This is a genomic window from Bifidobacterium scaligerum (genome assembly GCF_002802865.1).
In the GTDB taxonomy this organism is placed as follows: Bacteria; Actinomycetota; Actinomycetes; order Actinomycetales; family Bifidobacteriaceae; genus Bifidobacterium; species Bifidobacterium scaligerum.
On sequence record NZ_PGLQ01000010.1, the window covers coordinates 1 to 23,139 of the forward strand.

At 60.5% G+C, this 23,139-nt stretch carries 16 protein-coding genes and 1 tRNA gene; 1 reads left to right on the forward strand and 16 read right to left on the reverse strand.

The features are described from left to right. Positions 1 to 325: 325 nt before the first annotated feature. The 14 genes from CUU80_RS09665 to dapE all read right to left on the reverse strand — a co-directional run bounded on the left by CUU80_RS09665 (position 326) and on the right by dapE (position 18,575). Positions 326 to 826 carry a GNAT family N-acetyltransferase gene (locus CUU80_RS09665; protein ID WP_100497132.1) on the reverse strand — a complete coding sequence of 167 codons (501 nt, stop codon included), beginning with the start codon at positions 824 to 826 and terminating at the stop codon, positions 326 to 328. A 33-nt stretch (positions 827 to 859) separates the two neighbouring features. Further along, positions 860 to 2,737 (reverse strand): oleate hydratase, encoded by a 1,878-nt coding sequence (locus CUU80_RS09670; RefSeq protein WP_100497133.1) that lies wholly within the window; start codon positions 2,735 to 2,737, stop codon positions 860 to 862. A 159-nt stretch (positions 2,738 to 2,896) separates the two neighbouring features. After that, a complete protein-coding gene (locus tag CUU80_RS09675) occupies positions 2,897 to 3,292 on the reverse strand; it encodes a DUF4186 domain-containing protein (RefSeq protein WP_243388721.1) in 396 nt (131 codons plus the stop codon). Between the two features lie 61 nt (positions 3,293 to 3,353). Beyond that, the gene (dnaE, locus tag CUU80_RS09680; RefSeq protein ID WP_100497135.1) at positions 3,354 to 6,908 is read right to left on the reverse strand and encodes a DNA polymerase III subunit alpha; all 3,555 of its coding nucleotides are present in this window, start codon (positions 6,906 to 6,908) and stop codon (positions 3,354 to 3,356) included. 315 nt (positions 6,909 to 7,223) lie between these two features. Then, positions 7,224 to 8,105 carry a transcription termination/antitermination protein NusG gene (nusG, locus tag CUU80_RS09685; protein ID WP_100497136.1) on the reverse strand — a complete coding sequence of 294 codons (882 nt, stop codon included), beginning with the start codon at positions 8,103 to 8,105 and terminating at the stop codon, positions 7,224 to 7,226. A gap of 29 nt (positions 8,106 to 8,134) precedes the next feature. Beyond that, a complete protein-coding gene (gene secE / locus CUU80_RS09690) occupies positions 8,135 to 8,362 on the reverse strand; it encodes a preprotein translocase subunit SecE (protein ID WP_100497137.1) in 228 nt (75 codons plus the stop codon). 38 nt (positions 8,363 to 8,400) lie between these two features. Further along, positions 8,401 to 8,476: transfer RNA gene (locus CUU80_RS09695), tRNA-Trp, on the reverse strand. A 383-nt stretch (positions 8,477 to 8,859) separates the two neighbouring features. Further along, a complete protein-coding gene (locus CUU80_RS09700; RefSeq protein WP_100497179.1) occupies positions 8,860 to 10,068 on the reverse strand; it encodes a pyridoxal phosphate-dependent aminotransferase in 1,209 nt (402 codons plus the stop codon). A 70-nt stretch (positions 10,069 to 10,138) separates the two neighbouring features. Beyond that, the gene (gene proB / locus CUU80_RS09705) at positions 10,139 to 11,272 is read right to left on the reverse strand and encodes a glutamate 5-kinase (RefSeq protein WP_100497138.1); all 1,134 of its coding nucleotides are present in this window, start codon (positions 11,270 to 11,272) and stop codon (positions 10,139 to 10,141) included. A 2-nt stretch (positions 11,273 to 11,274) separates the two neighbouring features. After that, a complete protein-coding gene (obgE, locus tag CUU80_RS09710) occupies positions 11,275 to 12,966 on the reverse strand; it encodes a GTPase ObgE (RefSeq protein WP_100497139.1) in 1,692 nt (563 codons plus the stop codon). Between the two features lie 77 nt (positions 12,967 to 13,043). Then, a complete protein-coding gene (gene rpmA, locus CUU80_RS09715) occupies positions 13,044 to 13,295 on the reverse strand; it encodes a 50S ribosomal protein L27 (RefSeq protein WP_100497140.1) in 252 nt (83 codons plus the stop codon). Between the two features lie 22 nt (positions 13,296 to 13,317). After that, positions 13,318 to 13,626, reverse strand: a complete 309-nt coding sequence (rplU, locus tag CUU80_RS09720; protein ID WP_100497141.1) for a 50S ribosomal protein L21 — start codon at positions 13,624 to 13,626, stop codon at positions 13,318 to 13,320. Between the two features lie 233 nt (positions 13,627 to 13,859). Then, positions 13,860 to 16,967, reverse strand: coding sequence for an Rne/Rng family ribonuclease (locus tag CUU80_RS09725; RefSeq protein ID WP_165775923.1), 3,108 nt, complete (start codon positions 16,965 to 16,967; stop codon positions 13,860 to 13,862). Between the two features lie 294 nt (positions 16,968 to 17,261). After that, positions 17,262 to 18,575, reverse strand: coding sequence for a succinyl-diaminopimelate desuccinylase (gene dapE, locus CUU80_RS09730; RefSeq protein ID WP_243388722.1), 1,314 nt, complete (start codon positions 18,573 to 18,575; stop codon positions 17,262 to 17,264). A 301-nt stretch (positions 18,576 to 18,876) separates the two neighbouring features. Between dapE and CUU80_RS09735 the strand changes: the two genes are divergently transcribed. After that, positions 18,877 to 19,821 carry an AEC family transporter gene (locus CUU80_RS09735; RefSeq protein WP_100497142.1) on the forward strand — a complete coding sequence of 315 codons (945 nt, stop codon included), beginning with the start codon at positions 18,877 to 18,879 and terminating at the stop codon, positions 19,819 to 19,821. Here CUU80_RS09735 and CUU80_RS09740 read toward each other — a convergent pair. Beyond that, a complete protein-coding gene (locus tag CUU80_RS09740) occupies positions 19,818 to 20,498 on the reverse strand; it encodes an HAD family hydrolase (RefSeq protein ID WP_243388723.1) in 681 nt (226 codons plus the stop codon). The two genes, CUU80_RS09735 and CUU80_RS09740, sit on opposite strands and share 4 nt — an antisense overlap. A 217-nt stretch (positions 20,499 to 20,715) precedes the next feature. Continuing rightward, the gene (locus CUU80_RS09745; protein ID WP_100497143.1) at positions 20,716 to 23,007 is read right to left on the reverse strand and encodes a beta-galactosidase; all 2,292 of its coding nucleotides are present in this window, start codon (positions 23,005 to 23,007) and stop codon (positions 20,716 to 20,718) included. Positions 23,008 to 23,139: the final 132 nt, after the last annotated feature.

The window sequence follows — 23,139 nt, forward strand, 5'->3', positions numbered from 1 at the left end:
ACAAGCTGGCAATCATTGACTATAAAGAAGTAGTACAAACACGCTCTTGAGTTCTCAAACCACCACCACACCAGCAGGCTCCTCACTCAATCTCTTGGAGGAGGCCACCGTGCCGGGCAGCAAGAGATAAACTTACACGCACCACGGCAATCATGCAAATCGAGGCGCGCAAAAGCCCCGGGAATCGGCATAACAGCGCGGTTCCCTCGGCGTGTCGCAAACAGCCATTCAACGCTGTTCTACAGCCCAGAATACTCCTGAAACCATTGCCCGGAAGTAACAACAGCATCCGTTCACCGGCGTGTCAGGTAAATTCACCTTCCATTCAGAAGGTCAAACGCATCTGCCGCCAGACCACGCCGCCGTGCACAGAGCCGGACACACCTTCATCCAGAAAACCGAACTGTGCATAGAAGCCAACAAGCCGGTCCTTGCAGGTGAGCACCAATCCTTTGCGTCCACGCGCACGAGAATCCTCGATCACCTGCCGCATCACCATGCTGGCATAGCCATGGTGCTGATACAGCGGTGCCGTATCCACTCCGAAAATCATCTGCCACCGGCCATGCGGGTCGTGCTGCGAGGGGTCGTCGTACATGTCATCAGTCAGATCGGCGCGATCAGTGGCGAAACCATTAACGAACGCTGCAATAACCTCGCCATCGGTCAGCAGCCAGAAACATTCCGGATATGACTGCAGACGCGCGTAAAGCGTCTCACGACTTGCCGCCTCCGCAGCCGGGAAGCATGCCGACTCAATCGCATCCAATGCATCGAGGTCAGCAGCAGTAGCGTGACGAATCGTCCAGGTGTGCGGTGCAGTCATATCCGGATTTGCTTTCTTTTCGCTTTCTTCTGATCAGATGACGTGATATTCCTTGAGCAACGTGGCGATGTCGCTGCCGTCGAGCTTCTTGAGCACCTTGCCCAACACCGCGCGTTCCACAAAGTTGAGCTTCATATCCGTCACCGGCTTGCCGTCACGCAGCTTGACCGTGGCGTTAAGCAGGTTGCGCACGTCGTAAACACTGCCCCACACCTCCGGCACGCCACGATCCACGTCGAGCAGTGTGTACACCGCTTCCATGCCGGTGCGCATCGAATATTCGGTGGTGAAAATGGTGTCACGCGGCGTTTCTGCGAACTGGCCGAGGAATGCGAAGTTCACGGCACCATCCGGCACCACGTCTGGTCGGTCACCGGCCGCACGAGGCATGAAGAACGCGGTGATGTACGGCATCATCACGGGTACCGTATTGGCGTGCCGCTTGGCGAGCGCCTCGATCTTGTCGGTCGGCACTCCCATGTGGTAAAGCCACTCTTCGCAGATTTCCTCGCCGGTGCATTCGGTCATCGGCTTCTTCACGTAATTGCCGGGCTTATCCGGGAACAGGCCGTACACCCAAACGCACAGCTGATCCTTGGGCTGGTCGCGGAACTGCTGCTGACGGTTGAGGGTCCAGCTCAACAGCCAATTCGAATCGGTCACCGTCACGATGCCGCCGGTGACCACATGGCCGGTGAACGGGTCGCGCTTGCAAATACGCTGGATATACGGCGGAATTTCCTTATCCAGCGTAGTGACCGTTGCACTCATCCACTTGGTGGCCTGCGGGTCGGAGCAGAACTTGTCCGGGTGCCCGAAGCTTGGATCCTGCTTGGCGATGTTGCGCCACATATCCCAGCCGCCGCCGGGCTTCAGATTCGGGTTCCATGCGGCCGGCGAATTCTGGGAGCCCATCGTGGAGTTCTCCACGCAGCCGCCGTTGGTAATGAATACCAGATCGTCCGCGGTCAGATCGATCGAGGACTTCTCACCTTCATGGTCCACATCCAGACGCACAGCGAGTTTCTTGGTCGGCGAGCTGTACGGGTTGCGCTTGAAGACGCCGGAAGTGGCCTGAATCTTCAGAATCGTGTCCTGGCCCACGCCGGTATGTTCGCGCTTGGGTCCGTCACCGCCGCCGATGGCGAATTCCACGTTCTCCACCTTGGTGTTGTAGCGGAATTCCACGCCGTGGCTTTCCAGATACTTGACCATCGGCAGAATCATCGACTCGTACTGGTTGTAGCGGGTGAAGCGCAGCGCGGAGAAATCAGGCAAACCGCCGATGTGATGGATGTAGCGCTTGATGTACAACTTCATTTCCAGCGCGGAGTGCCAGTTTTCGAAGGCGAACATCGTGCGCCAGTACAGCCAGAAGTTGGAGTTCAGCACCTCATCGTCGAAGAAATCGGTGATGGGCTTGTCGTACAGCTCTTCATCCGGGGTGAAGAACAGCTTCATGATCTCCTGGGAGGCTTTGTCGCTCAAACCGAATTTGCCTTGGAAGCCCGCATCTTTGCCGAGATCCTTGGTGGCGCGGCACAGCGAATAGTTCGGATCCTCCTTGTTGAGCCAGTAGTACTCGTCCAGTACACTCACGCCCTCGGTTTCGATGGAGGGAATCGAACGGAACAGATCCCACATGACCTCGAAATGATTGTCCATTTCGCGTCCGCCGCGCATCACGTAGCCGAGTCCGGGAATGTCCGCGCCGTCACAGGCGCCGCCCGGCACCGGGTCCTTTTCGAGAATATGGATGTGGTCGCCGGGCATCTGGCCGTCACGCACCAAGTAGCAGGCCGTGGACAGTGCTGCGAGCCCTGTACCGATGATGTACGCGTTTTTATGGTCGACTCCGGCCGGCTTCTTCGGACGGGCGAAGGCTTCATAGTTACCGTTGGAATAGTACATGGCACTCCTCCTTTGGAGAGTACGTTGACATTGCGTCAACCCTTTGACAGACATCTTGTCGCATTATCGCTGAACACGCTATAGACAATTGCCGGCGTTGTGCAACATTACACTTCATTTGCCTTCTCCGGTTGGCTAACGCACAAGCTATCGCACAGGCTACTGCACCGGATGGTGAATCAGATCACGTTCGATCCACGCCATCACCAGATTCGACAAACGGTCGATCTCGTCATCCGTCAGCGCGCGACCTTGCGCAATATGATGCCATTTTTCGATGCACCCTCGGCAACAGGTGGCCGTGGCATGCTGGGCGGTGAATACCGGGTGACCGCGCCACGGCGTCTGACGGCCGTCGTTTTTCGGTTCGGCGGCCCCCACCCGATCGCGCAGCATCTCATGGGCGTGACGGTCAATCACCGCTTTGCCTTTGGACCGCGCATAGGCACGGTCCTTATCGCTCAACACGAATTTGGCGCGAAATTGCGAATGAGACAAGCGCTCCAGCGTCTGCGCTATCCAACGTTGCCGTTGCTCATCATCCGAATCAGTCACGATTCCCATCGTAGTGCGCGGCCGGTCGTCATCAGGAAACGTCACGGCCACACTACGGCGATTACGCGGCCGGCAAACAGCTCGGGCCAAACAGAATCTTGATTTCAGCGAACAGCGACGTATCTCGCTTGACGCGGAAGCGGTCACCGAACGTCAGCATCTTGACGTTGCCCTGTTCATCGGCGATCGCCAAATGAACTTCACAATATCCCGGATGATTGGTGAGTACCTGCCCCAGCTGCATCATTCGATCGCGGGCCAAAGCCACCGGCGGCAACGTGATCACCAACGGACGCTCGTCTTCCGCCTCCAACGTAGGCACCTGCATTTCAGTAGCCCGCAGCGAAACGGTTTCGTCGCGCAGCTCCACCTGCCCACGAATCTGCACCACGGCATCCACAGCAAGTTCGGCGGCTGCGGCTTCGTACACCTTGCCGAAGAACATGCACTGAATCGAGCTTTCCATGTCTTCGATGGTGACGATCGCCCACGGATTGCCTTTCTTGGACACACGCCGGTCCACACCGGTGATCAGTCCGGCGAGCGTGACCTGCTGGCCTTCGCCCATGGTTTTGGCGCGATCGATGAGGTGCGCGATCGACATTTCGCGCAGTCCGGCGAGCACCGCCTGCATGCCGGAGAGTGGGTGATCGGACACGTACAGGCCGAGCATCTCACGTTCGAAGTTGAGTTTGGTTTTCTTATCCCATTCCTCGACATCCGGCACGTTCACGGAAGCATCGCCCATGGCTTCGGCACCGCCGTCCTCATCGTCGGAGAACAAGTCGAACTGGCCTTCGGCCTGTTTGCGCTTCAGGCTCACCACCGAATCGATGGCCGCCTCATGCACGGTGAACAGGGCGCGGCGGTTCGGGTCGATGGAGTCGAACGCGCCGGCCTTGATCAGCGATTCGACCAATCGGCGGTTCAAGGCGGTCAGGGGCACGCGGCGAATGAAGTCCATGAAGTTCACGAACTTGCCGCGTGAACCTTCGCGTTCGGCGATGATATCCGCCACGGCTTTCTCGCCCACGTTACGGATGGCACCGAGGCCGAATCGCACCACGTCGCCGACTGCGGAGTATTCGTAGACCGATTCGTTGACGTCCGGCGAAAGCACCTGAATGCCCATGCGGCGCGCTTCGCCCAAATACAGGGCGGTTTTGTCTTTGTTCGTGGCCGCACCCTGCAGCAGGGCGGCCATGAATTCGACCGGATAATGGGTTTTGAGGTACGCGGTCCAGTAGGAGATCAGGCCGTAGGCGGCGGAGTGCGCCTTGTTGAACGCGTAGCCGGAGAACGGGACCAGAATATCCCACACGGCGGTGGCGGCCTCTTCGGAGTACCCGTGCTCCTTCATGCCGGCGAAGAACGGCACCTTCTCCTTGGCCAGCACTTCGGGCTTCTTCTTACCCATGGCTCGCCTCAGCACGTCTGCCTTGCCCAGCGAGTATCCGGCCAGGATTCGCGCGGCGGACTGCACCTGCTCTTGATAGATGATCAGACCGTACGTTTCGTCCAACACCTGCTTCAGGGGTTCCTCAAGCTCGGGGTGGATTGGCGTGATCTTCTGCAGACCGTTCTTACGCTTGGCGTAGTTGGTGTGCGAATCCATCGACATCGGACCCGGGCGGTACAGGGCGATCAGTGCGGAAATATCGTTGAAGTTATCCGGCTTCAACGTTTTGAGCAGGGAGCGCATGCCGTCGGAATCGAGCTGGAAGACGCCGAGCGTGTCTCCTCGGGAAAGCAGCTCGTAGGTGGGCTTGTCGTCCAGCGGGATCTTCGTGTAATCGATGGGCGGCTTGCCGTTGGCTTCGATGTTTCTGAGGGTGTCATGGATCACTGTCAAGTTGGAAAGCCCGAGGAAGTCCATCTTGACCAGGCCCAGCGTTTCGCACGTATGGTATTCGAAGGTGGTGGTGATCGTGCCATCGGTACGTTCCAGCAGCGGGCTGGTATCCGTGATCGGCGCGCTACCCATGATCGTGGCGCATGCGTGCACACCGGTCTGACGAATCAGGCCCTCGATGCCTTTGGCTTCGTCGGTGATGCGGCGCGCGTCCGGATCGGAATCGTACATTTCGCGGAATTCGCGGGCTTCGGCATAGCGTTTGGCGGCCGGGTCGAAAATATCGTGCAGGCTGATGTCTTTACCGCCCGTAGCCGCGGGAGGCAGCGCCTTGGTGACCTTCTCGCCTACGGAGAACTCGTAGCCCATGATGCGGGCGGAATCCTTGAGGGCCTGCTTGGTTTTGATGGTGCCGTAGATCACGCACTGCGCGACCTTGTCAGTACCGTACTTTTCACCGCAGTATTCGATGACTCGGCCGCGGCCTTCGGGGTCGAAGTCCACGTCGATATCCGGCAGGGAGACGCGCTCCGGGTTGAGGAATCGTTCGAAGATCAGGCCGTGCTTCAGAGGGTCGAGCTCAGTGATGCCCATTGCGTAGGCGACCATTGCGCCTGCGGCGGAGCCTCGGCCCGGGCCCACCATGATGCCGTGGTCTTTGGCCCACTGGATGTAGTCGGCCACCACGAGGAAGTAGCCGCAGAACTGCATCTGGCAGATCACGCCGCACTCGTAGTCGGCTTGCTTCAACACTTCGATCGGCGGGTTTCCGTCGTAGCGCTTCTCCAGACCTTCTTCGACCTTCTTGAGGAACAGACTGGTCTCATCCCAGCCTTCCGGGCAGGGGAACTTCGGCATGAACGCGCCATCCTCGTGATCGTCGAACATCACGTTGCAGCGTTCGGCGATACGTAGCGTATTGTCGCAGGCTTCGGGAAGCTCTTTGAACAGGGCGCGCATGTCTTCGGCCGTTTTGATGTAGTAGCCGGTGCCGTCGAACTTGAACCGGTCGGGGTCGTCCAGTCGGGAGCCGGAGTTGATGCACAGCATGGCATCCTGGGCACCCGCGTCTTCGGCATGCACGTAATGGGAATCGTTGGTGGCCAGCAATGGCGCGTTGAGCTTCTTGGCGATGGTCAGCAGGTCTTTGGTCACCTGGGTTTCGATGCTCAGGCCGTGGTCCATCAGTTCGATGAAGAAGTTGTCTTTGCCGAAAATGTCTTGGAATTCGCCGGCCGCACGCAATGCTTCGTCAAACTGGCCCAGTCGCAGACGGGTCTGGATGATGCCGGACGGGCAGCCGGAGGAGGCGATCACGCCTTTGGAATAGGTGGAGAGTACTTCCTTGTCCATACGCGGGTAACGCATGACGCGGCCTTCAAGGTTGGCCACGGAGGACGCTTTGATGAGGTTGACCAGGCCTTCATCGTTTTCCGCCCACATGGTCATGTGGGTGATCAGACCGCCGCCGGACACGTCGTCACGACGCTGGGCTTCAGTGCCCCAGTGCACGCGTGACTTGTCTTGGCGCGCGGTTTCCGGCGTCACATACGCTTCGATGCCGATGATGGGTTTGACGCCGTTGGATACGCAGTTGGTGTACATTTCGTACGCGCCGTGCATGTTGCCGTGGTCCGTGATGCCGATGGCCGGCATGCCGAGTTCCGCCGCACGCTTGGCCAGCGCCGGGATCTTCGATGCGCCGTCCAACAGCGAATAATGCGTGTGATTGTGCAGATGTACGAAGTTCCCCGATTCAGCCATGCGTTCCACGATACCGCATAGACCTGTCGGCCATCCCGCCGATAACGTCGCCAACCGCCAATAACACAATGTCCCCAGCACCAAAGGTACTGAGGACACAACAATCAGTTACTGAAATACTGTGGCGCGTGCGGAGAACGCCGTCCAAAACCGAAGGCGTACGCAAAAACGACTGTGTCCCCAGCACCAAAGGTACTGAGGACACTTACCATCACTGAAAATCAATGATGCGTGCGACTTCAAGGCGCACCGAAGGAAGCGGTACAAAGGTACCGCGACTGAGGAGCAACGCCGAAGGCGCTCCATCATTGATTTTCAGTTGAGTTTTTGGACTTGGTTGAACCCAAGCTCCACCGGCGTATCGCGGCCGAAAATGGACACGAGCACGGTGAGCTTCTGAGTGGTGGGTTCGACGTCGGAGACGACGGCGGCCATGGTGGCGAAGGGGCCGTCGGTGACGGTGACCTGATCGCCGACTGCATAGGAGACTTCGACGGTGCGCTTCTTGGCGGCGGCGGGCTTGTCGCCGGCCTTCTTGAGAGCTTCGGAAGCGATCATCGGGGCCATCATGGCGACGACTTCCTTGCGGGAAAGCGGGGCCGGATCCTTGGTGGGGCCGACGAAGCCGGTGACGCCTTCGGTTTCACGAACGATGCGGCGGGCGTTCTCGTCGGGCCACATGCGGATGAGGACGTAGCCGGGGACACGAACGCGGGTGATGACCTTCTTGCCCTTTTCGGTGTGCTTTTCGACTTCTTCCATCGGGACTTCGACCTGGAAGATCTGGTCTTCCATGCCGAAGGAGGCAACACGGGATTCGATGTTGGTCTTTACGCGCTTCTCGTAACCGGAGTAGGTGTGCAGGACGTACCACTTGCCGTCCAGAGTGCGCAGGGACTTGGAGAACTCGTCAACGGCCTGCTGACCGGCGTCGGTTTCTTCGGCCTGCTCGGACTCGTTGATCTCGGTCTCGTCATCGTCAAGTGCGAGCGGAGCGTCGGAAGTGGGCTGCGCAGGGGCTTCATCCGCGGACTCGCTAGCGGATTCCTCAGTAGCAGGGGCGGCAGCCTCAGCAGCTTCAGCAGAAGCCTCGGAATCTTCGACAGCCGCAGACTCGACAGGAGCCTCGACAGTAGCGTCGTTGTTGTCGTCCGGCAACACGGCGTCGAGATTTTCGAGATTCAGTTCATCGCTCATGCGTATGTCCCACCTTCAGGTTCGTTGAATCAGCCGAACAGCCAGAGCGTGGCCTTGCCCAAACCAAGGTCCATGCCCGTGACCAGAGCCATCAGCAGCAGCACGAAGATGAAGACGGCCAGAGACCAGAAGAACAGTTCCTTGGCGGTAGGCGTTACGACCTTGCGAAGCTCGTCGATGATCTGCTTGATGAACAGACCGATACGCATGAAGACATTCGGCTTGACTGCCTTTTCACTGTTGCTCGTCTTAGCCATTTACGTACCTCGCGTCAGCTGCTTGATTTGTAGAAACTTGGCAGGGAAGGCGGGACTCGAACCCACAACCTACGGTTTTGGAGACCGTTGCGCTACCAATTGCGCCACTTCCCTAGGTGATAATCCACCTCGGCGTTCGTTCCGTAGAGAACGCTTCGCCACGGCGAAACCGCCAAGTCGCTATAGTAACGGCTTCGGTGGATTATGGCAAATCGCGTGTCGCGCTTGGATGACGTGTCGCTGACGCACGCCTAAGCGTACGTTATTCCAGACTAATTAGCCCTTCATCTGGAAAAACGTACGCTGAGCATCAGTCAGTGTACGTTTTTCCAGATAAGTCAGGAGATACTCTGGAGGAACGTACGCTGAGGTGCTGTCCGCTTAACGGCTCTGTCCAGCAACTGTGGACTCGCCTGACGGCGAGACCCAACATCGCCTTCGCTCGGGCTATCGCCTCGCTCAGGACTCGCCTACGGACAGTCCACTGGACTGTCCGCTTAACGGCTCGTCCATTCCTTCATGCGCTTCATGCCTTCGGCTAGGTCTTCGTCGGCTAGGGCGTAGGAGAAGCGGAGGTAGCCGGGGGCACCGAACGCCTCGCCGGGGACGGCGGCCACATGGGCCTCATCGAGCAGCGCGGCGGCGAAATCGGAGGACGTGGCACACACCGTGCCGTTGGGTCCGAGCGGCTTGCCCAACAACGCGGTGATATCGGCGAACGCATAGAACGCGCCGGTCGGGGTCGGGCAGTTGACGCCCTCGATATCGTTCAGTGCAGCCACAATGGCGCGACGGCGCACGTCAAAGGCCTTACGCATCTCGTACACCTCATCCAGCGGACCGGACACGGCGGCCAGTGCGGCACGCTGAGAGATGTTGGCCACGTTGGAGGTCATGTGTCCCTGCAACTTGGTGGCCGCCTTGGCGACCTCAACCGGGGCGACCATCCAACCCACGCGCCAGCCGGGCATAGCGTAGGTCTTGGCCACGCCGTTGAGCACCAGCAGCTGGTTACGGCATTCGGGAACGGCAGCCCCGATGTACGTGGTGTGAGCGTCGTCGTAGTTCAGGTGCTCGTAAATCTCATCGGAGATGATCCAGATGTGGTGCTCGACAGCCCAACGGCCGATCGCCTCCACAGTCTCCGGCTTCCACACCGCACCGGTGGGGTTGTTCGGAGAGTTGACGATGATGGCCTTCGTGCGTTCGGTGCGAGCCGCTTCCAGCGCTTCCAGAGAAGGCTCGAAATTCACATCAGCACCGGCGAACACCTCAACCGGCACGCCATCGGCCAGCTTGACCGCTTCAGGGTAACTGGTCCAGTACGGGGTGGGGATGATGACCTCGTCGCCTTCGTTCAACAGAATCTGGAAGGCCTCATATACGGCCTGCTTGCCGCCATTGGTCACCACCACCTGATCGGCGGTGACTTCATAACCGGAATCGCGAGCTACTTTGGCCGCGATCGCCTCGCGCAGCTCGGGAAGGCCGGGCGTCGGCGTGTACTTGTAGTTCTTCGGGTCCAGACATGCCTCGGATGCGGCCTTGACCACGTTCGCAGGGGTCGGGAAGTTCGGTTCACCGGCACCGAAACCGATGACATCCAATCCGGCGGCCTTCATAGCCTTGGCCTTGGAGTCGACGGCGAGCGTAGCGCTCGGTGCCACAGTGTTGATTCGGTCGGAAAGTGTTTGCCAATCAGCCATAGTCATGGTTCACACGATAGCCCGAACGCACGATGTTGCCAAGGGTGAAGCGCCACGCGCAAGCACCCGCTTACACCAACACGAGGTTGTCGCGATGCACTAACGGATGCGCATACTCGGGGCCAAGGAACCGCTTAAGTTGTGCGGTATTGCGGCCGAGCATTTGCGGAATCTCTTCAGAATCGAATCCGGCCAGACCACGCGCCAAATGTGCGCCGTCTTCGGAATCCACCCACACCGGATCTCCGGCAGAGAAGTTGCCGTGCACTTCCAGCGCGCCTGCGGCCAGCAACGAAGCACGTCCGCCGCGAATGGCTGCGGCGGCACCGGCATCGACCATAATCGTGCCGCGCGGCTCGGCAGCAAATCCAATCCACAGACGTCGCGAAGAGCCGCGGGCCTTCACCGGAGCGAACACCGTACCCACCGGATCGCCCATCATCGCAGGACCGGCGTTCGAGGCGCAGGTCAGCACGGTCGGAATGCCGGATACCGCCGCCACGCGAGCCGCTTCCAGCTTGGTGACCATGCCACCGGTGCCTACTTTCGAACCGGAACCGGAAACCGTGATATCACCCAACGCATCAATCACATTAGGCACATATTCCACGCGACGCGACCCCGGTTGGGAAGGCGGCGCGGTATACAGCGCGTCCACATCGGTAAGCAACACCAGTGCTTCCGCACGTACCAAGTTGGCGATCAAAGCGGAAAGACGGTCGTTGTCACCGAAACGAATCTCATTGGACGCCAACGAATCATTCTCGTTGATGATCGGCACTACGCCAAGATCCAGCAGTCGGTCCAACGTACGCTGCACATTGCGGTATTGCGTGGCGCGGATCGTGTCTTCCGCAGTGATCAGAATCTGACCCACACGAATGCCGAACCTGCCGAACGCCGTCTCGTAACGGGCCATGAGCAGACCCTGACCGACTGCCGCAGTGGCCTGCTGCGTGGCCACGTCGGCCGGACGCGAGTCGAAGCCGAGCGGGCCGAAGCCGGCCGCGATCGCACCGGAAGACACCAGCACCACACGTCCGCCCATCAGTCGCACTTGAGCCAAAGCCGCAGCCAAAGCGTCAAGTTTGGCGGGGTCAAGGTGACCGCTCGGCTGAGTGAGCGAGCTGGAGCCGACTTTGACCACGATGGTGCCGGCCGCAGCAATGCTTCTGCGAACCTCGGCTTGGCTCGGTGTGCTCATGATTACTCTTCTTCTGTATCGGTGTCTTCGTCTTCGCCGCGGCCGAACAGGCTGGTTTCGTCGTGACGATCGTCGTCGATGGACGGATCGGCCCAGTGTCCGGCGGCACGCTCGGCCATCATCGCCTCGCGTACGGCGGCACGGGCGTCCATCATCGCGTGATACTGGGCACGACGTTCGCTGTTGGAACGGCGGCGGGAGCGCGGATCCTGCTCCTCCAGACGCAGGTCCTTGCCGCGTGCGCCCAAGTTGGAGCCGTCGAGCATTTCCGCACCGGCGGAGATGGTGGGATCCCAGTCGAATTCGACCATGCGGGGCCCGCGACCGATACGAATCTCGTCGCCGGGATGGGCACCCTTGCGGCGCAGCTCGTCTTCCACGCCCAGCTTGGCCAGACGGTCGGCCAGATAGCCCACGGCCTCGTCGTTGTCGAAGTTGGTCTGCATCACCCAGCGTTCCGGCTTGGTGCCGCGCACCTCGTAGAACACTTCGCCATTGCCGAGTTCGCGACGCTCCACCGTGAACTCCAGTGCGGTGCCGCCCTCGTCTGCACGACGGCGACGACGCGCTGCGGATTCCAGCGGCTTGATCACCACGCGGGCCTCTTCTTCGGCCTGCTCGCGGTTGGCCACTTCCTCGCGCATCTCCTTGACCAAAGCAGACAGCGCGAAGTTGAGCTCCTTCAATCCCTCATGCGAAGCGGTGGAGATCTCGAAGACCTTCAGGCCCATCGCCTCGAATTCCGGACGCACGAAATCGGCGAGTTCCTTGGCTTCCGGCACGTCGATCTTGTTGAGGATCACGATACGCGGGCGATCGGGAATCGCGATGGCGCCCAGCGGCAGCTCCAGCTTGTCCGCGTAGAGCGCAAGCTCCTTTTCCAGCGCCTGATAGTCGGACATCGGGTCGCGGTCCGGTTCCAGCGTGGCACAGTCGATCACATGGGCGATGATTTCCGTACGCTCGATATGGCGCAGGAACTCCAGTCCCAGACCCTTGCCTTCGGAAGCGCCCGGGATCAGACCCGGCACATCGGCGATCGTGTACCGGGAATCGCCGGCGATCACCACGCCAAGATTCGGCACCAGTGTGGTGAACGGGTAATCGGCGATTTTCGGCTTGGCCGAGCTCATCGCCGCGATCAGGGAGGACTTGCCGGCCGAGGGGAAACCCACCAACGCCACGTCGGCGATGGACTTGAGCTCCAGAATGACGTCTCGCTCTTCGCCCAGCTCGCCGAGCAACGCGAAACCGGGGGCGCGGCGGGTCTTGTTGGCCAGGGCGATATTGCCCAGACCGCCGGCACCGCCCTGCGCCACGACCACGCGGTCGCCCTCGTGGCGCAGATCGGCCAGCTGTGCGCCGGGATGCTTGGATTTGCCCTGTTCGCCGCGGGCTTCGAACACGATAGTGCCGCACGGCACCGGCAGAATCAGGTCTGCGCCTTTGGAGCCGTCCTTATTGTCGCCCAAGCCCATCGTGCCGCTGCCGGCCACGCGATGCGGCATGAACCGGTAGTCGAGCAGGCTGGTGGCGTTACGGTCGGCCACGAAGATCACGGAACCGCCGTCACCGCCGTTGCCGCCGTTCGGGCCGGCCAAGGGCTTGTATTTTTCACGACGGATGCCGGCCGAGCCGTTGCCGCCGTCACCGCCCTTGACATGGACGGTTACTCGATCCACAAAATCACTCATATTGGTTACCTTACAGAAAAAGCCGCGTCCTTGCGGGCGCGGCTTCACAGCTTAAATGCTTAGATGCTCTGAATCGCTCAGGCGGCGATCACATCGACGACCTTGCGGTCGCGGCGGACGCCGAACTTCACGGAGCCGTCGGTGAGGGCGAACAGCGTGTGGTCCTTGCCCATGCCGACGTTGTGGCCCGGGTGGAAGTTGGTGCCACGCTGGCGAACGATGATGTTGCCGGCCACGACGGCTTCGCCGCCGAACTTCTTCACGCCGAGGTATTGCGGGTTAGAATCGCGACCGTTGCGAGAGCTGGACGCACCCTTCTTATGTGCCATGATTCATGGTCCTTTCTGTATCTCAGGCGATCGCCGTGATCTTGACGAGCGTCAGCTTCTGGCGGTGACCCTTACGGCGGGCAACACCAGTCTTGTTCTTGTACTTCTGGATGTTGATCTTCGGGCCCTTGGCCTCGTCGTTCACCACTTCGGCCTTGACGGAGATCTTGGCCAGATCAGCGGCAGCCAGAGTCACGTTGGCACCGTCGACCACGAGGGAGACCGGGAACTCCACGGTATCGCCCTTCTTGGCGTTGAGACGGTTCACGAGGATGGTATCGCCAACCTCGACCTTTTCCTGATGGCCACCGGCCTTCACAATCGCGTACATAATCGTTCCTTTTATGTTTTGGAAAGCTTCCTTGCCCAACACGCACCGAGCCTGCGGTCAGACACCGAGTTTCGAATTTACACCTACGCGCGGACTAACGCAAATGATTTTTGCCCGCGTGTCAAGTACGACACACCAGTCGCCTTCTTCAGCGACTCCGGCCACGGTACATCAGCTTCTCTGAAGCCGTGGACAGAATCGCTGCCGCTCCTTGGTCGCTCTGGCCGATCCGGCTACTCCTCTTCCTCCGCGTTGTTGGCGGCAACGGCGGCTGCAGCGATCTGCGCCAGCTTGGCCTTGACGTCCGCGCTGGAACCGGCCGGCTCCGGAGCCGGCGTGGTGCCGCGGCCATGCTTGTTCGTCTTGACGAAGGGGTCGCCGCCACGCAACGCATACGGATCGTCGTATTCGGCGCTGACCGTCGGGTTGTCATGCAGGATGAAACCGCGGCCCTTGCAGGTCGGACATTCCTCGGAGAAGGCCTCCACCAGACCTTGACCGATACGCTTGCGGGTCATCTGCACCAAGCCCAGCGAGGTGACCTCCGCCACCTGATGCTTGGTGCGATCGCGCGCCAAGCATTCGATCAAGCGGCGCAGCACCAGATCACGGTTGGCGGGCATCACCATGTCCACGTAGTCGATCATGACCATGCCGCCGATATCGCGCAGGCGCAGCTGACGGGCGATTTCCTCGGAAGCTTCCAGATTGCAGCGCGTGACCGTCTCCTCCAGAGACTTGCCCTTGCCGATGAAACGACCGGTGTTGACGTCGATCGTGGTCATGGCCTCAGTGCGGTCGATCACGATGGAACCGCCGGACGGCAGGTAGACCTGACGTTCCATGCCCTTGCGCAGCTGAGAGTCGATGGACCACTTGTCGAATACGTCCTTGCCTTCATGTTCGGCCGGATCCCACTTGACCAGCTTGTCTTTGAGGTCGGGGGCCATGGTGTCCAAATACTCTTCGATGCGGTCGTAGACCTTATCGCCTTCCACGATGAGCTGGTTGAAGTCGTCGTTGAAGATGTCTCGCACCACGCGAATCGCCACATCCGGCTCGCCCTGCAGCAGCTTCGGGCGCTTGCCATGCCAGAACTCCTCGCGCTTGGCGTTGATACGCTCCCACTGGCGCACCAGAGACTCAAGATCCTTGGTGATGGCCTCTTCGGAGGCGCCTTCGGCCGCGGTGCGGATAATCACGCCCATATCCTTCGGCGCGATCTTGGAAACGATGTTCTTCAGCCTCGAACGTTCGCGCTCGGACAGCTTGCGGCTCACGCCGGTCATGCCGCCGGAAGGCACCAGCACCAGGAAGCGGCCGGCCAACGTGACCTGACTGGTCAGACGGGCGCCCTTATGACCGATCGGATCCTTGGTGACCTGCACCAGCACCGGATCGCCGGACTTGAACGCCAGCTCGATGCGACGCGGCTGGCCTTCGAGACGTGCGGCATCCCAATTGACTTCGCCGGCGTAGAGCACGCCGTTGCGGGCCTGGCCGATGTCCACGAACGCGGCTTCCATGCTCGGCAGCACATTCTGCACACGGCCGAGATAAATGTTGCCTACCGTCTGCACTTCCTGGATGTCGGAGACGTAATGCTCGACCAGCACATTGTCTTCCACCACGGAAATCTGGGTGTGATGTTCCTTCTCGCGCACCACCATCAGACGGTCCACGTTCTCGCGACGGGCCAAGAAATCCTGCTCCATGAGCTGATTCTGGCGGCTGCGTTCACGACGGTTGTCGCGGCGGCGCTGCTTCTTGGCTTCAAGACGTGTGGAACCTTCCACATCGGTGATCTCGTCGATGTACTGCTGCTTGCGGGAGCGGCGAATCAGCTGTTCGGCCGGCTGATCATCGCCTGTCTCGGCGTTCTTCGCGCCACGGCGGCGACGGCGACGACGGGTGACGGTCTGCTCTTCGTCGTCCTCGTCACGATCGTGATCGCGACGGGCCGCGGATTCATCGTCGGCGTCGGACTCGGCGGCGGCATCCTGCTCGGCATTGGCGTCATTGGCGACGGCGTCGGCACGAGAGCCACGACGGCGACGGCGACGGGAACGCGTGCGGGTGGCGTCGGACTCCTCGTCCCCCTCCTCTTCGGCGATCGGCGAGTAGGAGATATCGTCGAGCTCAAGGTCTTCTTCAATCTGCTCGACTTCGGCCGCGGCTCGCCGTTCCTGCGCGTTCAGACGACGGGAGCGACGAGAACGACGGGATTCACCGGAATCTTCCGATTCGGTGTCATCACGGCTGGCACCGGCATCCGCATCGGCATTGTCATCACGAGTATCACGATCGGCTGCGGTACGACGGCGGTCGGCACGCTGCTGACTGTCGGCATCGTCGCGATTGCGCGAACGACGGGAGCGGCGAGATGTACGAGCTTCGGCTTCCGCTGACGCATCGTCATGATTGTCGACGTGAGCGTCGCTGTCATCACGATTGTCCTGTTCGTCAAGGTCGCGAACATGGGAAGCGGGCAGCACCGGCTCCTGGAAGAGCATCGAGGTCATCGGCTTGCCACGGCGAACGCCCTGATGACCCTCCGGCAATGATTCAACCGCATCAAACAGGCGCTCATCCGGCGACTGCTCGCGGCTTTCGCCATTCGTACGGCGGGAACGGCGACGCAACGGACGCTCATCCTCGTCATCGTCCATCGACAGAGACGCACGGCGGGAGCGACGGCGAACCTCACGATCAGCATCCTCATCGTCGTCAATCAGCGCACGACGCGAACGGCGAGACGGACGCTCATCGTAATCATCCAGATCATCGAACTGACGACGAGCGCGACGCGACGGACGAACATCGTCATAATCATCCGTATCATCCACGTCGGCGGCGCGACGGCGAGACGGACGCTCGGTGAAATCATCCATGTCATCCTCAACGGACGCAGACGAACGAGTGCGGCGCGAGGAGCGGTTCGGACGATCCTGATCGCGATCATCGCTCATATCAACCGCGCGACGCGAACGGCGGCGTGACGGACGGACATCGTCCGCCGTTTCGGCATCATCATCGGCGGCGGAAGACACCACATCGGCGAGCACGGGCGCTTCAAAAAGCGGGGCCCTCTCCTGCACCTGCAATTCCAGCGAGGCTCCGGCGGCACCGGTGTCGCGCACTACACGACGACCGCCGCGGCGGCGACGCACCACGGGCTCAGCGCTCTGTTGCGTATTCTGCGGCGTGCTCTGGGCGGCGTTCTGGGCAATGTTCGCCCCCGCACCTTGAGCGGCATTGGATACAGTATTGGTACCGGTTTCGTCGGAAACGAAACCATCATGATTATCAGTGGGCACAATGCTCCTCGCGGCGCGCTGCATCGCGACGCTTCGTCCAGGCCCATACGCGTAACTCACACCACGCTCTCACCGTGGCCGCGTGACAATACACGCCGCGTAAAGGCAACTTCGTCTCAAGTCTGTCCTGCGGGACGGCGGACACCGGCGCTTGCGTTGTCTCATTCTTGAGAGCCGCAAGGGGATCGACGCCATCGCGCACGCTGGGCGGTTATGCAGAACCACCGTCTTTCAGTATGCCACACATTGTGACGACGACGTGCGCGGGAGCGGACTTGGGTGATTTCGAGCCGGGCGAACCGTGCCGAATCGTTATCCTCACACCAGCCAGGCGGTTAACAAATCGGCCATCAGCGTAAGGTCCGACTCGGGCACCTGCTCATCATGCTTATGCGCCAGCAGCGGGTCGCCGGCACCGAGGTTGACGGCCGGGATGCCGAGCTGGGAGAAACGGGCCACATCGGTCCAGCCCAACTTGGCCAGCGGATCGTGGCCCGTGCGCTCCTTGACCAGTCGAACCAGATCCTGAGCGAGCGGCGCGTTGAGACCCGGACGCGCGGACGACGATTCATCCTTCATCTCGATGCCGTAGCCCTCAAACACGCCGCCGGTAGCCACATGCTCGCCGTTGCCCAATTCAGCGCCGGCGTCCGCGCCCATCATCAGTGCTTTGGCTTCGGCCAGTGACTTGTCCGGAGCGAATCGGTAATTGACGTGTACACGGCACTCGTCGGGGATGACGTTGGTGCCCTTGCCGCCGGAGATCAACGTGGCGTTGAGACCCTCGCGGTAGTCGAGTCCGTCCACGTTCACGGTGGCAGGTTCATACGCGTTGAGCCGGTTCAGGATGTCGGCCGCCTTATGAATGGCGTTCTCCCCCATCCAGGCTCGCGCCGAATGCGCGGCCACACCGTGGGTGACGACATCAAAGCGAATCGTGCCGTTGCAGCCGCCCTCGATGCCGCAGCTGGTGGGCTCGCCGATGATGGCGAAATCGCCCTGGATCCAATCGGGGTGGGTCTCGACGACCTTGCGCAGTCCGTTTTTCTCGGCGACTACTTCCTCATGGTCATAGAACACATAGGTGAGATCGACTTTGGGATCGCTCTGCACCGTGCGGCCGTCCAGCACGGCAGCGAGGTAGAGCATCACCGCGTCCGAGGCCTTCATATCCGTGGCACCGCGGCCCCACAGCACGCGCTCATTCGGGTGGGCCTTGGCAATGTCTTCGCGGATCAGCGGGTCACCGGGTTCCAGCCAGCGCGGCGGGAAATTGTCGATGACCGGCACGGTGTCGATATGGCCGGCCAGAATCACACGGCTCGGCTTGTCGAAGTCGGTGGAGGCGACCACGGTGTCGCCGTGACGGCGGACGGTCAGATGGCTCTGAAGCGTGAGGAACGCTTCAATCTCGTCGGCGAGCGGGCCTTCCGCATCAGAGACGGAGAAGTTTTCCATGATCTGGGTCAGCAAGCTGTTCAATTGCTCCGCGCGGGTGGTGTTTTGCGGCAAGACAATCGGCTGGGACGACCGGCCCTGCGGCTGGTCCGTCTGGCCCTGCGGCTGGTCCGTCTGGCCCTGTGGCTGGTCCGTCTGGCCCTGTGGCTGGTCTGCAAAGTTCGTATTGGTCATGGGAACAGCCTACATCGTGGCAGCCGAAGTCACGGCGTACTTTTCGCGCGAAAAGTACGTTACACACGGCCAAAGCACCCGCCCAACACCCGATTCGCACGAAAAGTACGTTATGAACGGCTCAAGCACCCGCCCAACGCTCGATTCGCACGAAAAGCGCGTTATGAACGGCCCAAGCGGACGCCCAACACCCGATTCGTGCGAAAAGCGCGCCCGCGCACACCGGTACGTGAGATTATGAAGCCGAAATCAGCGCTGTGTGCCACACTGGGGTGCGGTAGAGGGAGGCATCAGCAACAATATGACCGGTTTGATTAGCGCCATGCAGGGCTTCTGCGTCATTGGCATCGTGATCTTCGTTGGATACGTGGCGGCACGCATGCGCATCGGCGGACCTTCCGCACAAATGGTGTTGAACCGATTCTCCTTCTTTGTGTCCAGCCCGTGCCTGATGTTCGCGATTCTCTCCAAAGAGCCGATTTTCGACATCTTCCACCCGTCGATTATCGTGGCATTCCTCTCCGCCATGCTGGTGGGCATCGTGTTCCTCATCCTGAACCGCATGTTCTTCCATTTGAAGGCTCCGGACGCCACCATCGGCGCGCTGAACTCGCTGTACTTGAACTCCAACAACATCGGTCTGCCGGTCGCCACGTACATTCTGGGCAACGGTGCGCTGGTGGCCCCGATTCTGGTGATGCAGCAGGCGCTGTTCACACCGATCGGCTTGACCGTGCTGGACGTGACCACCAAGGGCAAGGTGTCCATCAAGGAAATCGCCAAGCAGCCGCTGCATCAGCCGCTGCTGATCGGTTCGCTGCTAGGCATCGTGGTCTCCGCACTCAACGCCAAGCTCGGCTGGTTCCCGGTGCCGAACTTCATCTATGACCCGATCAACATGATCGGCGAATCCGCAGTGCCGATGATTCTGATGGCGTTCGGCATGTCGCTGCACGGCACCAAACCACTGCAGAAGAAGGGCGATATTCCGGCCATCTTTACCGTGGCCGTGCTGAAGAATATCGTGATGCCGATTATCGCCTTCCTGCTGGCTTACTTCATGATGGGATTCCGCGGACCGGAGCTCTATGCCTGCGTGGTGCTCGCCGCACTCCCGACCGGCCAGAACGTCTACAATTATGCGGCCCGCTACAATGTGGGTCTCACGTTCGCGCGTGACGGCATTCTGTTCAGCACGATGACCAGCCCGGTGTTCATCGCCCTTATCGCTTTCCTGTTGAGCTAGCTTCCGCATACTTCGCGGTAGTCGCGAATCATATAGTCGTATAGTCCGCAACCGGTTACGTCCACGCGCGCATGGCCGGTGACGGCGACGACAACAGCGCCGGAAGCATGTGCTGCGGTAAGCCCGGGCAGGGAATCTTCAAAAATGACGCAGTCGCGCATGGCCTGAGGATTTCCGGAATCGATGCCGGCCATACGCGCGGCATACAGGTAAGGCTCCGGGCTGGGTTTGGGAGGCAATGCATCGCTTCCGCTGACCGCGCCAATGAACGCGCCAGTCGGTGCTTGCCGCAACACATTGTCCGCAATGACGCGAGGCGAGCCGGTGACCAGCACGGATGGAATCCCCGCTGCGGTCAACCGAGCCAACAGCTTCCACGCGCCCTCCACCCACGGTAGATGTTCCAATTCCATACGCATGACTTCGTCGGTGAGCGTCCGCACAATCTCATCGGCCGGCAGAGCAACCCCGCGCTCCCCCAACAGGCGAGTCAGTACCGGCAATGAAGCACCCTGCATCGCCTCGGCAAGCGCATCATCCCAAGTGCCGCCATATGATTCCAGCAACGCACGCTCGGCAGTCACCCAGTATGGGTCCGAGTCGATGAGGGTGCCGTCCAAATCCCATAGCACTGCTTTGGACTTATGAATAGCGCCAACGACATGATCCACGGACACGCTCGGTCTCCCCTCTCCCCTCATCAGCATGCTTGCGGTATGCGCGACAATCCTGTAATAACACCCTGTAATAACACGGATGGGATGGCCTCGGCATGCGCCGAACACCATCCCATAATCGTGGTTAGCCGTCCAACAGACGCCCAACGGCCACCCCAATCAGCCAGGCCGCCCAATCAGCCAGGCCGCCCAATCAGTCAGGCCCAATCACCTGCAATCAGTCCGCGCGCAGCACGCTCTGGTATACCGGCTGCAGCTCGACGGATTCCAGTCCGGCCTGCTGTCCGTCAACGTTTTCCATGCGGGCTGCCATTGCCGACTCCACGTTGACGTTCGCGCCTTCCTTGATAGGCGTGATAGTGAGCACCAGTTGACCCCGGTGGTCTTCGAGCAGCTGCACGTATTCCTTAAGGCCGATCTCCCACACGTCGCCGTTGCAGAAGTTGTCGTCCACCAGCGTGCTGCCGCACCACAGCCAACCGATATCGCCCGAATAGCGCACGCGCAGACGCATATCGGCCACGCCATCGGCGGCGAGCAGATCGTCGGGCAGTTCGATGACATAGCGGGTATCGGAAAGCTTCTGTACGCTCGGAATCACGTCAACCGGCTTGTACTGGACGCTCTGCTCGGCAAGGAAATCAGCGGGGTACGAAGTCACGGCGACGCTGGCTTCGGTGGATTCCACAACGATCCGCCCGTCCAGTTCGTAGACCGCGGCGCCATCGTTGATGATGCTTGGCTGTGCGGCATTCTGGGAAACCGCCTCGCCGGCAAAGACCAAGGCAGTACCGTCCGCAACCACGGTCATCGAATCGGCTTTGGCTCGGCTCACGCAGACAATATCCACTGCGTGACCAGCCTCGTCCGCAACCGGGAAGATTTCCATCTGCGCGTCGGCCGGCACATGATGCACAGTACCGTCCGCGAAACGGAACCAGCAGTCGTCCATGCCGTCAGGCTTGAGGAAGACGAAGGTGCGATGATCGGCACCGGCCGGGGCGATCACGGTGACCGGCTGCGCGGTGGCGGCGGTGAGCGTCACGCCGTCGAGGTCCATATTGAACGGCAGGATGCAGTTCTCATCGGAGGCCAGACCGATGCCATCGAACGTCACGGTTTCGCCGGAAGCCAAGGTGACCGACACCGATTCGCCGTACTTGGCCGGCATGCTGGCGTGATCCTGGAAGTTGTTGAGGAACACGAAACCGCGCTCGCCATCGGTACGCACGCACCAGCGCAACGTATGCATATCGGTCGGAGCCACGGACTCCTGACCATCCGGCACGGCCACACCCAGCGGGCACAGGCGGTCGGCGAACGCCAAGGCGAAGTAGTGCACGGCCTTCATACGACGGTACGATTCGCGCGTCTGACCGAATTCGCCGAGCGCCGCCTGGAAGTCGTAGGAGATCTTCGGCAGCTGGCTTTCGTTCAGATAGATGCCGTCGCCGATCGGGTTGGAACCGCCTTGGAACATGTAGTAGCCGAGGAAATTGCAACCGGAGGCCATCTTGATGTTGGACATGGCGTCCACCGACTTCATCGGCAGCACGAAACGGTAGTTGTAGGAGCTGAACATGCCGCCGCCCATCTCGCAGCAGGCGTATGGCTTGGTTTCCGGCTCATAGGTGGGTGCGAATTCCTCGCCGCGCGGGCAGTCGTTGGAGTGGAAGTTGCGGTACACGTATTCGTCGGTGACCGGATGCTCGCCGGGGCCGGCGTAGAACAGCCACGGACGGTAGGCGTAGCCGCCCCACAACGGCAGCACGTCGTCCGGCACCGGGGAGCCGCCCCAGCCGGTGTTCGTGTAGAACGGTACCGAAATGCCTTCCTCTTCGGCGATGCGACGCAGCGCATGCACGTAGGCGAAGCCGTCGTGGCCGCCAGGCACCCATTCGTTGGTGATGCCGGTGGTCATCTCCCACGGGGAGGAGGAGTGCATGTATTCGTTGTCGAGCTGGGCGGCGACGATCGGGCCGCCGTCCTTGAAGTACAGGCCGTCAAGCTGGGCGGCGACGTGTGCGTAGAGGTCGCGGACCTTGTCGAGGAATCCGGGGTCCACGGACCGCACTTCGTAAGGCTTGCCGTACATCCAGTCCGGGATGCCGCCGTTGCGCACTTCGCCGTGGTCGAACGGGCCGAGACGCACGATGACCTTGAGCCCGTGCTTGGCGCAGAGCTTGATGAATCGGCGGATGTTGCGGCGGCCGCTGAAGTTCCACTGGTTCTCATGCTCTTCGTGATGATTCCAGAACACGTAGGTGGCGATGACGTTCACGCCGCCGGCCGCCATTTTGGCAAGCTGCTCATCCCAGCGTGAAGGGTCCATGCGGGAGTAGTGGAATTCACCGCAGACGCCGTAGAACGGCTTACCGTCGAAGGTCATGTAGTAGTTGGTGAAATCTACTGCAGTGCCGTCCGGCGCCACGCCCCAATCGTTGCGGGTGATGGAGAACGGCGTGATGGCCTTGGGGCTGAAGCCGGTCAGGTCAAGGGTGTGATTCATGGGGATTACCTTTCGAAAAGAAGTACGCAATTAAGAACTCGCCTACGGCGAGAGATGCCGATACCTTCGCTCGGCTATCGCCTCGCTCAGGCTGAGCCTACGAACAGCCCACAGGGCTGTTCGCTTAACGGC